5 protein-coding genes are annotated in these 13,995 nt (G+C 43.8%); all 5 read left to right on the top strand.

Going from position 1 to position 13,995, the window contains the following annotated elements; all coding sequences use genetic code 11:
* Positions 1-250 precede the first annotated feature (250 nt).
* The 5 genes from VIM72_RS10775 (at position 251) to VIM72_RS10795 (ending at position 13,985) form a co-directional block, all read left to right on the top strand.
* Positions 251-4,465 carry a hybrid sensor histidine kinase/response regulator transcription factor gene (locus VIM72_RS10775; RefSeq protein ID WP_332002841.1) on the top strand — a complete coding sequence of 1,405 codons (4,215 nt, stop codon included), beginning with the start codon at positions 251-253 and terminating at the stop codon, positions 4,463-4,465.
* A 581-nt stretch (positions 4,466-5,046) separates the two neighbouring features.
* Positions 5,047-6,117, top strand: a complete 1,071-nt coding sequence (locus VIM72_RS10780) for a LacI family DNA-binding transcriptional regulator (RefSeq protein WP_332002842.1) — start codon at positions 5,047-5,049, stop codon at positions 6,115-6,117.
* A 170-nt stretch (positions 6,118-6,287) separates the two neighbouring features.
* Positions 6,288-9,080 carry a SusC/RagA family TonB-linked outer membrane protein gene (locus tag VIM72_RS10785; protein ID WP_332002843.1) on the top strand — a complete coding sequence of 931 codons (2,793 nt, stop codon included), beginning with the start codon at positions 6,288-6,290 and terminating at the stop codon, positions 9,078-9,080.
* 18 nt (positions 9,081-9,098) lie between these two features.
* Complete coding sequence (locus tag VIM72_RS10790; protein ID WP_332002844.1) at positions 9,099-10,877, top strand: RagB/SusD family nutrient uptake outer membrane protein; 1,779 nt, start codon at positions 9,099-9,101, stop codon at positions 10,875-10,877.
* Positions 10,878-10,904: 27 nt separating this feature from the next.
* On the top strand, positions 10,905-13,985 hold the full coding sequence (locus VIM72_RS10795) for a TonB-dependent receptor (protein WP_332002845.1): 3,081 nt from the start codon (positions 10,905-10,907) through the stop codon (positions 13,983-13,985).
* Positions 13,986-13,995 lie beyond the last annotated feature (10 nt).

Here is a 13,995-nt window from a genome sequence, read left to right on the forward strand (position 1 = left end):
GCCTTGTAAAGAAGCTTTTGTATTAAAAATTGAAGGAGCGTTTGCTTGAATACCCGGATGTTATCCGGAGGGATCACGCAAAGCGGGGAATGGCTGGCAGAAATAAGCATTTCAGGTTTTACATTTTTTCGCCTATATTGTAAGGCAGCCGGGGCTTCGGTATGACCTGTTTTGGATTGCCTGTAATCCAGGCGTGTTGATGAAGCAATGGCGATTGAATTACAGGACTTATCTGCTAATTGCCACGTCTATGAAATTGTTTTTTAAAAAACCTGTATTCTTTGCGGTGATCCTTCTTTTTTTTGCCGGGTATACCTCCTTTGCGGGTTATCCGGTGAGAACCTGTCTTGGAATTGATCAGGGCTTATCGAACAATTTTGTAAGATGTATCTACCAGGACAAAAAAGGTTTTATGTGGTTTGGTACCTACGACGGGCTAAACCGCTATGATGGATATGAATTCAAGATCTTTAGAAATAGTTTCAAAAACACCCGGTCGCTGGTTAACAACTGGATCAATGCCATCAATGAAGATGAAAAAGGAGATTTGTGGATAGGTACGAGGCAGGGAGCATGTGTTTACCAAAGTTTGTCTGACAATTTTTCTTTTCTCTATTATTATACTCCCGGGAAAAAAGCAGCGCAGTTAACTTCCGTTGTCAAGGATATTGAAGCTGACCCGCAGGGCAATATGTTTGTTGCTACCGCCGACAAGGGCCTGCTTTTTTTCCCAAAAGGAGAAAGCGTTGGGCACAGGATACCACTGGAAAAGGATGCTACTTCTCCTTATGAGGTTACTTCAATCAAAGCAGGGAAGGATGGGAATGTTTGGTGCTTTGTTACCAATAAGGGCCTGTGCGTTTATGAATATAAGACCAATAAAGCAAGAATTGTAAACGCAGCCATAAAATCAGCCAACTGTATTGAGGCCGCAAATGGTTATTTATGGATAGGAACGAATGAAGGGTTGTTCCGGTATAATATCACTTCCAATTCCTTTGACAAAGCTTATAATGAAGCGAATAAAAAATTAAAGTACAATGTTGTTGCAGGAATCACCGCAGGTAAAAATAACGAGTTGTGGATTGCAACAAATGGCGGCGGTGTTGTTATCCTGGATACTGAATCCGGTGAAACACAATTTTTATCGAATACAAAAGAACCCAATTCCTTATCAAGTAATGCTGTTTATTCTATCTGGATTGACAAGCAATCCAGAAAATGGATTGGTTGTTTAAGGGGCGGCGTCAATGTTATTGATCCCAATAAAGAGCGTTTTCAGAATATTGTTTCCAATCCGGCCACAACAAACACGCTTATAAGTAATTACATTTTATCTTTTTACGAAGCACCCAACAGCGATCTATGGATAGGTACGGATGGTAGCGGCCTGAGTATATGGAACCGGAAACTGAATTCGTTTACCAATTATCACCACGACAGTGGGAATCCCTATTCATTAAGCGACAATTTTGTTACGGACATCCGGTCTGATTTTCAAAACAATATCTGGGTAACTACTTATCGTGGAGGAGTAAACCGTTTTGATAACGGTAAGTTTGAGCACTATAACTGTGTTGATCCTGGTAATGCTGCGCTGGTTTTACATCCTATAGGTCCGAACCCGCTTGAAGATGCTGAAAAGAATCTATGGCTAAGCACCCAGCAATATGGCCTGTTCAAATTGAACCGGCAAAAAAAGGTTTTTGAATTGTTTGATGACAGGCTGAAGGACCTGTATTCATTAAAGGAAGATAAGCACAATGTTCTTTGGGGAGGCAGCATAAACCACCTGGTTCAGATTGATAAGGCCAGGGGAAAACACGTATCTTATTTCATTGGTAAACCGGTTAGTGTTATAATGGAAGACCGCTCAGGCAATTTCTGGCTGGGCACAGACGGGGGAGGGTTGATCCTGTTTGACAGAAAGCAGGGAAAGATGATTGCCCGGTATACAACAGAGGAGGGGCTTTGCAGTAATGCTGTATTAACCATCCTTGAAGATGCGGAAGGAAACCTGTGGATGAGCACTTTTAATGGGATTGCTAAATTTAATCCTAAGACCAGAACATTCAGGAACTACTATCAGGGCGACGGATTACAAAGTAACCAGTTTAATTATCATGCTGCATTAAAACTACGATCCGGTGAAATTGTTTTTGGTGGTATTAAAGGTTTTTCCTTATTCCGCCCGGAAAATATTGTAGCGGTTAATAGCAATCCGAAAATTTTTTTAACGGATGTGAAGGTCGCCAATACTGCGCTTGAGCAGGATACTTCGCTTGAGATCCAAACCGGTTCCAATCGTGTTGAGCTTATCAAGGTCCCTTATAATAAAGCGGCGCTTTCATTTGAGTTTGCAGCGCTGGAATATTCTGCGCCCGATAAGATCCAGTATGCTTATTATATGGAGGGGTCGGATAAAGACTGGATCTACTGTGGTGATACAAGAAAAGTGGCTTATAGCCATCTTTCCGAAGGCGCCTATACTTTCCGGGTTAAAAATACCAATGCTGAAGGGCAGTGGAATAAAGAAGAGGCGCAGATTAAAGTCGTAGTTCTTCCTCCCTGGTACAGGAGCTGGTGGGCATACCTGATCTATACAGTAATGGTTGGCGCAGCCGTTTATTTTTATCTGAAATACCGGGCAAAACGGACCAGGCTGCAGTACGAAGTGAAAATTGCAAAGCTGAATGCAGAAAATGAACGCCTGGAAAAAGAAAGAAGCCTTGCCGAATTGGCGGTAGAGAAAACAGAGTTGGAAAGGGAGAGGGCGGAAAGGGAAAAAGAACATGCTGAACGTGAAAGGGAAAGAATCCTGAATCAAAGGGAAAGGGAAATCAATGAGAAGAAGATTTCTTTCTTCACCAGTATCTCCCATGAGTTCAGAACACCGCTGACATTAATTATTAATCCTGTTAAGGAGTTGCTTGATAAGGATTATAATGAGCAAAATGGCAAGGGAGAGTTAAATATCGTTTATCGCAATGCCAAGCGAATGCTCAGCCTTGTTGACCAATTGCTTTTATTCAGAAAAACGGAGAGCGGTCTGGATCATATAAAACCTTCCAGGTTAAATATTCATGACCTGGCCTGCGAAGTGTATTTATGTTTTGTGCGGCAGGCCCAGGTACAACGCATTAATTATCTTTTTGATTGCCCGGATAAGCAACTGGAAATCTATGCAGATAGAGAGAAACTGGAAATTATTTTATACAATCTTCTTTCCAATGCATTTAAATATACGCCTGCTGATGGCAGTATAAAATTATTATTTGAAGATACAGGGGGAAATGTTGTGATCAAAGTGGAAGACAATGGGGCGGGCATTCCATCTGGAACAGGGGAAAGGATTTTTGATAAATTTTATAAAGCTGAAAGAACGAAAACGAGTTCCCGGGAAGGCTTTGGGATTGGGCTCTTCCTGGTAAAACAGTTTACGGAACAACATGGCGGAACAATTTCCTACGAAAGTGAAGAAGGGCAGGGCACAACTTTTACATTAAAACTTCAGAAAGGCAAGGCACATTTTGGTGAGGATGTTATTATTTCAGAAACAATGGTTACGCCTCATCTGGCCGGGGCGCTTAAAGAAGAATCAGAAACGGGTGAAAATAGTATAAGTGAAGAACCCCTGGCGGAACTGGTTTCTGAGAAGCAATCTATCCTGGTTATAGATGACGATGAATCCATCAGGCAATACCTGGTTCATCTCCTTAAAGACACCTATATTATATACCAGGCTGAAAACGGTGAAGCTGGTTTGGCCCTGGCTCAAAAGTATTTACCTGACCTGGTTATCTCGGATATCCATATGAGTGAGATGAATGGGATTGAGCTTTGCAAGGCGGTTAAAGAAAACGAGCGCCTGAGCCATATCCCGGTTATTTTACTTACCGGCGCCACGTCTGAAGAACTCAAGCTGCAGGGAGTACAGGGAGGGGCGGATGATTATATTGTAAAGCCTTTTGACAGTAAACTGGTGGTAGCGCTGGTTGCCACTCTTTTAAAGAATCGAAATGCGCTGCAAAAATATTTTTACAATGAGATCACCCTCAATAAAAGCGATTTTAAGGTTTCTTCCGAATATAAGGAGCTTTTAGACAAATGCATTTCCATTGTTGAAGACCATTTAAGAGATAAGAACTTCAGCATCCAGACCTTACTCAGTGAATTGGGCATGAGCCATTCCAACCTGCTTCGTAAGGTCAAATCAGTTTCCGGCCAGCCGGTAAATATTTTTATCCGCTCCATTCGTCTTAGAAAAGCCGCAGAGCTTTTTATTAATACCGATTATAGTATCAAGGAAACCGCGTATACTGTTGGTATAAGGGATATTAAATACTTCAGGGAGCAATTCAACAAGCTTTTCGGCATGAACCCGTCTGAGTATGTAAAGAAATATCGTAAGGTGCATGGAAAGCAATACACGGTTGACAAGGAATCTATTAATCCTGGTAACTAAATGGATTTAGTGTTGGCCGCCATATCTTACCTAATCATTGAGGTAAAACGGCCTGCCGGGAAACGATTGAAAAAACACTGTCCGTGATGGCCAACATGTCAGATGTTTTTCCCGGTTTTGCGCCTGTTTATTGTCAATATGACAGTTTAAAATCATTTCCAGATGATCAGCATAGCGGGGAATAATCCTGAATCTGAATACAAAACTGTGATAGTCATCCCGGGTTCTCTAAATCGATTACCTTAAAAAACACGTGATCAACATTCCTGGAAACCCTGTTCACAATGAGCAGGGTTATATATGGGTTATCAATTTCATTTGAACACCCGTTTTGGCGTTTCCACCCCCCTTTTTGGGAGTATACCCCCCTCCTGAATTTCCCAAAAGATTTATTTTAAACAGGTAGATTTACGCTATCGTTTTTCCAAAACCGGTTTTCCTTCCGGTTCAGAGCGATTTGATTTGAATAAGGCTTTACTTATAAGTTAGGACTGATACATCCGATTCCACGGTTATGTCCTCTGTCGGCCACTAAATCGATTAATAAAAAAATTTATAAAGGATCCTGACTGCTGGCTAAAATGAAAAAGAAGATTTCCATACACGACATAGCCAAAGAACTCAATCTTTCAGCTACTACTATATCTTTTGTATTGAATGGGAAGGGGGATGAAAAAAAGATCAGCGAGGATGTCCGCAGGAAGGTATCAGATTATATAAAGAAGGTGGGTTATCAGCCAAACATGATAGCTAAAAGCTTAAGAACGGGGAAGTCCAATATTATAGGAATGCTGGTAGAAGATATTTCCGATCCGTTCTTTTCAGGTATTTCCAGGGGAATTGAAGCGATCGCATATAATCATAAGTATAAAATATTCTTTGCGAGCACTGAGAATGATACGGAAAAAACAAAAGTACTGATAAAATTATTCAGGGAGCGGCAGGTAGACGGATATATTATGGCGCCCCCTTCCGGCGTAGAAGATGAAATAAAGGCACTTATGGATGATAATGTACCGGTGATCCTTTTCGACCGCTACCTTCCTTCTCTTAATACGAGTACCGTAATCATCGATAACTATTCCGGCTCGTACCAGGCGGTAAAACATCTGCTGGAAAATGGTTACTCCAATATTGCCTTCATAACACTGAACTCGGAGCAAACGCAGATGCATGCCCGTCTGCAAGGATATATCAAAGCCGTTGAAGACAGCCTGTGTGATCCAATTGTAGCAAGGCTTCCATATAAATCAGGTTACCAGGCAGGAACAGAAAAATTGATACAGGAGTTTATTAAGGAACATGAGAAAGTTGATGCGATCATTTTTGCAACTAATTATCTGGCCATAAATGGACTAAAGGCGATCAGGGATCTGGGATTAGCAATACCGGGCGACATAGCAGTGATAGGGTTTGATGATAATACCCATTTTAATTTATTTTCTCCTTCCATCACGGCCGTAGCTCAACCAATAGAAGAAATTGCACAGGAAGTAGTACAGCAACTGCTCAATGCTTTATCAGATGAAAGGGAAAGCAAAAAACGAAGAACGGTAACCTTACCGGTTAAGTTAATTGTAAGAGATTCTTCTTTTCCCAAAGTAAAAAAGGAAATTGTTCACACAGCATCATCAATTATGAAGAACAGTTAATCGGTTAAGTAATCAATCAAAATTTTAATAATAACTAATAGGGTAAAAAAGCGGTTTTTGCCCTAACAGGAATCTTTTTGTCGTTATAAACTTCCACTATGAAAAAAAATCCAACCGCAGGCGTTCCGCTACCATCTGGTATCCGGAGGCAAGTATACTGTAAGGTTAACTTGACCGTCCTGGCTGCTATTCTTTTTTTATTTTCTTCTGCTACGGCACAGGTAGCCGATACCACAAAGCACGTAATTGGGAGGTCGGAAAGCGCTGCGACTGTTCCAATTCTTTATGGAGAACAGGCTAAAAGCAGGTTGCTCCAGTCGGTGGCCACTGTTTACACCAATCAGTTAATTACAACGCCAAGTCCGCAGTTCCTGCAGGCTTTACCTGGCCGCCTGCCCGGACTGAATATCTTTTTCAGCAGCGGCGGACCGGGGCTTGATGGAAACGGGATGGGCTTTAATATCCGTGGCGCCAGGGCGCAGATCATTTTGATCGATGGCGTTGAAAGGGGATATCAATCTATAGACCCGGAACAGATTGAATCCATCACCGTTTTAAAAGATGCCCTTTCAACCGTGATGTTTGGTCAGCGTTCCTCGTACGGGATAATTTCCGTCAGAACAAAGAAAGGAGATGAAGGCAAGCCCCGTATTTCATTTACCGCCCAATCGGGTTTTGAAACGCCTACGGCCCTTCCCAAACCGTTGCCGGCCTGGCAGTACGCTACCCTGTATAACGAAGCTAAACAAAACGATGCCGGCACCACACCGGTTACTCCCCAATATACCCAGGACCAGATTGATGCATACAAGAATCAAACAGATCCCTATACCTATCCTGATGTAGACTGGTACAATAAAGTGCTGGGTAAAAGCGCAGGTGTATCACGTTACAATCTTAATATACAGGGCAGTGGAAAGGGATTCAGGTATTTTGTTGACCTGGATAACATGAGAGAAAAAGGAATCATCAGAACCAGCGATGAAAACAAGTATAATACAAATGCCCAGTTAAACCGGTATGCTTTGCGCTCGAATGTGGGTGTTGATGTAACGCCAATAACTTTTGTGCAATTGAACCTCTTTGGACGTTTTCAGCGTTACAACCAACCCGGAGGGGGAGGAACCGCTGGTATCTTTTCGTCTTTATTAAATACACCCCAGCTTGCTTATCCTGTTCTTAATCCCGATGGGACTTTTGGTGGGAGCGACAAATACCAGGGTAACACCAATATCTGGGGCCAGGCTGTTGCCCGGGGATACCAATTCCAGGACGTAAGGGATATTGCGGTTGACCTGGAGGTTACTCAAAAACTTGACGTGCTTACAAAGGGGCTTGTTCTGAAGGCCAAAGCTTCCAACAACAATACTGCTTATTTTACGACCAAACGCGAAAAAAATTTTGAAGTATACCAATATCTGAATGGAGCTTACACGAAGTACGGATCAACAACCGAGCAAACAACCAGCGGCGGCGCAAATGAAAGGTATCGCATTGTGTACCTGGAGGGATCGCTTGGTTATGACCGGACTTTTAAAAAGCACGCCATTTCCGTATTGACAGTGGCGAACCAGCAGAGCAGGCTGGCATTCAATACCACGAACCTGCCGGAAAATTACACCGCTTATTCGGGTAAGCTGAACTATTGTTTTGATGAAAAATATGTAGCTGAAGGCGCTGTCAGTTATGGAGGATACAACTGGCTGGCCCCATCAAAACGCTGGGCAACCTACTGGGCCGGAGGGCTTGGCTGGAACCTGCATAAGGAAGCATTCATCAGCCATAACCTGCCTTTCATCAGCAACCTGAAATTAAGAGCCAATTATGGATTGACCGGCCAGGTAAATGCCGGGTACTTTTCGTACATACAAACCTATTTCGGCGCCAATGGTTACTGGTTTGGTTCCGGTTCATCACTTGAAAAAAGCTCCGGGGAAAATGCCATTGCCAATGCAGGGCTTAATCCTGAAAAAGCCAAAAAGCTCAATGCAGGAATTGATCTTGGTCTATGGAACAACAAGCTGACAATAACTGCCGACTACTTCTTCAATAAGTTCTATGATCTTGTTGGTGCTCCCACCCTGACAACGGCTATATTTGGCGCAGGCTACCCAAATCAGAACTACCAGCGGTTCAACTATTGGGGCACAGATATTTCCGTGAACTGGAAACAGCGCATAAAAGCGTTTGACTATTTTGTTTCCGGTAACTTCTCACTTGTTCAGTCAAAGGTGGTATATAATGCAGAACTGCCTAAAAATTACGATTACCAGATTACAACGGGAAAACCGGTAGGGCTGCAGTATGGTTATACCGCAATCGGCCTGTTTAAATCCTATGAGGAGATCAATGATCCCGCTACTGCAGTGATGCCTTCATCTCCCAAGTCTTCCCTGAGGCCCGGCGACATACGGTACCTCGACCGTAACGGTGATGGCCAGATTACAGTTGATGACCAAAGCGCAATCGGGAATGCAAAACCTACCATGTATTATGGGCTCTATACCGGCTTTAGTTTTAAAGGGCTTGATCTCTCCATACTTATCCAGGGCACATTAAATCGCCAGAGTTATATGAGCGGCGATTTCATGAACGGCTTTGGAAACAGCGGGCAAAATAATGCTTATGAGTATAACCTTGGCCGGTTTACAGCGGCAACCGCAGCAACGGCAAAGCAGCCAAGGTTGTGGTTGGGTAACAACACGAATAATACCCAGACCTCCTCTTTTTGGTTGAAGGACAACGATTTTGTGCGCCTTAAAAACGTAGAGATAGGCTATACTTTCCCTGAAAAATTGTCCCGCAAAATTGGTCTTCCTTCCGTGCGCCTGTTTACCAACGGATTGAACCTGCTTACCTGGGCGGAAATTTATGACGTGAGGAAAGATGTGGACCCGGAGGCATGGGGAGCTGCTTATCCCATTATGAAGATTTTCAATTTCGGTATCAACATTAAATTTTAACCGGCAATGTATTGTTGTATGAAAAAGAATTATAGCTGGATCAGTTTTGTTTTCGCTGCGATCATCTTTACAGTATCATCCTGTAAAAAAGCATTTGAAGACAAGCCTCTTGAGCTGCTTACTATAGATTTTATCTTCGATGCGAGTGACCCTACCGGGGATCAGGCATATAAATGGATAACAAATATATATGGGAAAATCCCTTCCGGGTATAACCGGATGTTGGGCGGTTCCAGCTGGGGACTTAATGGTGGAGTGAAAACCAACCTTTCTTTAGTACCCCTGGAATGTTTTTCAGATGACGCTGTTCCGAGTGCTGACGGAAATGAAGGATGGAATATCATTCGCGGCGGCTACAGTCCTGATGCTACCTTCGATGATAACTGGGGTAACTGTTACAGCGCTATAAGGGCGGCGAATATTTTTTTGAATAATTATCAGCGGGTTCCCTGGGCAGATTCATCCCGCAAAGTATGGTTGCCTAACGAGGCGCGTGCACTGAGGGCTTATTTTTATTATGAGCTGGTAAAGAGGTATGGCGGCGTACCGTTGATAGGTGATAAAGTTTTCGATTCCAATGATAAAGAATTATTGAATTTAAAACGCAACAGTTTCGAAGAGTGCGTAAACTACATCGTATCGGAACTTGATAAAGCGAAAGATAGTTTGCGTCCCGATGCTTCCCTTGCCGGCAGAACAACCGATGCTGACTTTGGAAAAATGCGTAAAAGTATTGTGCTGGCAATCAAGGCTAAGGTATTGCTCCTGGCTGCAAGTCCATTGTTTAACCCTTCACCAACTCCCAACAGGTCCTATACCGGTTATGCTTCTTACAGCGCAGAAAGATGGAAAGCAGCTGCCGATGCTGCGAAAGCGGTGATGGATCTGGGGATTTATGACCTGGAGCCTAACCGTTACACCCTGATGTTGCAAAGGGCAAACAAGGAGCACATTTTCTTCCGGATGAGTGATCCCCGTATTGACAACGCATATTCCTATTATATGTCGCCCCCAGGGTACAAGCCTGGAAACCGTAATAGTGAAGGACGCGTAAGCCCGACCCAGGAATTTGTTGATGCCTTCCCTATGAAAAACGGGAAAGCCATCGCAGATGGTTCTTCAGGTTATGATCAATCGAACCCCTATGCAGGCCGTGATCCACGTTTGGAACAAACCGTGTTTTATAATGGCGCTAAATGGCTGCAAAGACCGGTAGAAACTTTTGAGGGAGGAAAAGATAAACCGAATGATGCTACCGTTGCTCCGGTACAAACACAAACAGGTTATTATGCAAAGAAGTTTTGTGCAAATGATAGCAGCAGTGCAAATTATACCACCACTTTTTATCGTGACGGCGGCTTTATTCCTCCATGGTGCATTATCCGGTATGCGGACATTATTTTAATGTATGCCGAGGCGCAAAATGAATATTCAGGACCAGATGCGTCTGTGTATGCGGCTGTTGAGAAAATTCGCCAGAGAGCAGGTCTTTCTCCCTATGCGCTGCCTTCCGGGTTGTTGCAGGGGCAGATGCGTGAGGTAGTCCGTAACGAACGCCGCATAGAGTTAGCATTTGAAGAACAAAGGTTTTGGGACATACGCAGGTGGAAAATTGCGAAAACCGTTTATGGAACCGCGCTTCATGGAGTAACCATTACCAAAAACAGCAATGGTACATTCAACTATTCCCCGAAGGTGGTTACCACTCCCTATTTTACGGATGCCATGTATTTATTCCCAATTGCAACAAAGGAAACGCAGGTAAACAGGGGGATTGAACAAAATCCCGGGTATTAAACCTTTTGATTCAATAAACAGCATAACATGAAAATAAAGATATTCATACTGATATGGTTTTCGCTGATGTCAACCGTTGTATGGTCTCAGAATATAATCATAAGAGGACGGGTGGTGAATGATAAGAACCAGGCAATAAGCGGAGCTACCATTTCAGAACTGGACAACAGGAAGAATGGCATTGTCTCTGATGAACAGGGTAATTATGCCATCTCATTAAAGCCCGGCAGCGTAAAGAAACTGGTGATCACATGCGTAGGCTACCTGCCTCAAACCATTACCGCGGTTTCGGGCGCCCCGATGACCGTTCACCTTACGCCGGATGTAAAAGGTCTGGAAGACATAGTGGTAGTTGGTTTCGGACGTCAGAAAAGAATTACAAGTACGGGAGCTGTCAGCTCGGTAAAAGGTGAAGAGATCAGGTCGGTTCCAACTGCCAGTATTCAGAATACGCTTATCGGCCGCTTGCCCGGTTTTTTCAGTCAGCAGAGGAGCGGGCAGCCCGGAGCGGATGCCGCCGATTTTTTTATCAGGGGAGCCAATTCTATCACAGGCGATAACAAGCCGTTGATCATTGTAGATGATATAGAATACGATTACACACAACTTTCACAGTTGAATGTAAACGAAGTTGAATCTGTTTCTATCCTGAAAGATGCGGCTACAACATCCATATACGGGTTAAAAGGCGCCAACGGCGTACTGGTTGTTACCACTACCAGGGGGCGTATCGGGAAGCCACGGATCAATGTTACCGCCGAAAGCGGGGTTAATCAAACGATCAGGATGCCTACCTTCCTTGATTCATATACCACTGCCCTGCTTCGCAATGAAGCCACTATAAATGATGCCTATGGCCAGTCCCAAACTCCTGTACTTCCATTTACCCCGGACGACCTGCAGAAGTTCAAAGACGGCTCTGATCCTTACGGGCATCCGAATGTTAACTGGTCAGACGTTTTATTTAAAAAGGCATCCACCCAATCCCGTTATAATGTAGATATAAGCGGGGGAAATGCGCTTGTAAAATATTTTACATCATTAGGGTATTTTTCCCAGAATGGTATTTTAAAGAATTTCGATCCGGTGGGTGACTATGTCAACACCAATTTTTTCTACAGGCGCTTTAATTACCGCTCTAATCTTGATATTACCCCGACCAAAACATTAAAGATCCGGTTTGATGTGAATGGCCGCTTTGAAACGGTTAACAACCCAAGCGGCACCGTAGAAAACGCCGGTCTTTTTTATGAGTTGGGTGCATTCCGTTACATGGCTCCCTATGCGATGCCCGTAGTAAATCCCAATGGAAGTGCCAGTTATGCAACACACCTGGGCGCCGCCACTAATAATGGCGCCATTAACCCGGCTTTCCGGTTAGCTAACGGAGGGTACATAAGAAGCTTCAGGAACAACTACAATATTGTGGTTGGCGCAGACCAGCTGCTTGATTTTATAACTCCGGGCTTATCCGTGAAAGTGAATGTTTCTTATGCCGGTAATAATAATGAGGGTCGCAACCTTAACCGCAGTGGTTTACCGGCCTATAAATACGATGTTACTACGAACGCTTATTCAATAAGAGACGCAGGTCAGTATCGTATGCTGCCATATTCAGTAGCTTCCCCGGCCGGCGCTTTTAATTCTACCACTATCCTTCAGGGGTCTCTTAATTATGACCGCACTTATGGGGGCCATCATTTCACCGGGCTTTTGTTGTTAAATCAGCGGAATTATATAAACGGTGCAGCCATTCCTGTCAACTACCGGGGTACTACTGCCAGACTGGATTATGATTTCAGGCGTAAATATCTCCTGGGCATCACTGTTGCCCGTAATGGGAATGATTTGTTCCAGGAAAACAACCGGTATGGCATATTCCCGGCAGTATCCTGGGGTTATAACCTGGCGGAGGAACCATTTTTCAAAAACCTGTTTCCATTTTTCGACATGTTTAAGATCAGGGGATCTTATGGCCTGGTGGGATCAGACGCGAGTTATCCGGGTGTTGTAACCTCTGTTATTCAGTATGGCACAACAGGTTCAAATTATTATGGCAATACCACAGTAGAAGGCGCGCTGGTAAATCCTGATGTTACCTGGGAAAAAGAGAAGAAAACAGACCTCGGCCTGGAGTTGAATATGTTCCAGGGAAAACTTACACTGAGCGGCAGCTACTTTTATAATTACCGTTATGACCAGTTGATCGAACAGAAAGACGTTCCCTTACTAATAGGACAGGACCTTCCAAACAGGAACATTGGTAAATCGGAGAACCGGGGATTTGATGGAATAATCACCTACAGGAATGACAGGGGAAAGATCAATTATTCTATCAGTGCAAATGCTTCTTATGCAATCAACCGTATTATTTACATAAGCGAGGCGCCGGATTATCCATACCAGGCCCAAACGGGAAACAGGCTGAACTTAGTAAAGGGATATCATAATATCGGGTTCTACCAGCTGGATGATTTTGATGCGAACGGGAAAGTAAAGAAGGGCATTCCTGCTCCGCAATGGAGCGTTATACAGCCGGGCGACCTGAAGTATGCTGATATGAATGGGGATGGCATTATTACAGATGCTGATAAAACCTGGTTATCAAAACCGAATTTACCCAGCACCGTTTTGGGGGCAGAATTTACAGTTGGCTACAAAGGATTAACATTAAGAGCGCTGCTGCAGGGATCTTTTGGTTATGCCGTGCAGGTAACGGCCGAAGGGGCCGGGGATGCTTTCAATGGCAACCTGCGTCCCTGGAACCTGGAACGCTGGACACCATCAACTGCTGCTACTGCTACTTACCCACGTATTGGGCTGAATTCCAACATCAACAATATATCCTGGCAAACAATCTCTGATTTTTGGATGGCAGATACCTGGTATGTCCGCTTACGCTCCCTGGAGCTATCTTACCAGCTTCCCCGCGGATGGTTAAAACGCACAAAGGTGGTTCAAAATGCAAGGGTATATCTTTCAGGGTATAACCTGGTAAATATACAGGACATGGGCAAGTTTCAGCAGGATGCTGAAATTGCCAACGGCACCGGCGGCGCCTATCCTAACACTGCAAACTTCATCTTTGGCTTGCAACTAGGCTTTTAACTCTAAAAAA

It is taken from the genome of Chitinophaga sp., assembly GCF_036569185.1.
GTDB lineage: Bacteria > Bacteroidota > Bacteroidia > Chitinophagales > Chitinophagaceae > Chitinophaga.

Bases quoted from the DNA above. Each gene is read 5' to 3' on its own strand.
- VIM72_RS10775 (WP_332002841.1), top strand. From the start codon at position 251: ATGAAATTGTTTTTTAAAAAACCTGTATTCTTTGCGGTGATCCTTCTT.
- VIM72_RS10795 (WP_332002845.1), top strand. From the start codon at position 10,905: ATGAAAATAAAGATATTCATACTGATATGGTTTTCGCTGATGTCAACC.
- VIM72_RS10780 (WP_332002842.1), top strand. From the start codon at position 5,047: ATGAAAAAGAAGATTTCCATACACGACATAGCCAAAGAACTCAATCTT.
- VIM72_RS10790 (WP_332002844.1), top strand. From the start codon at position 9,099: ATGAAAAAGAATTATAGCTGGATCAGTTTTGTTTTCGCTGCGATCATC.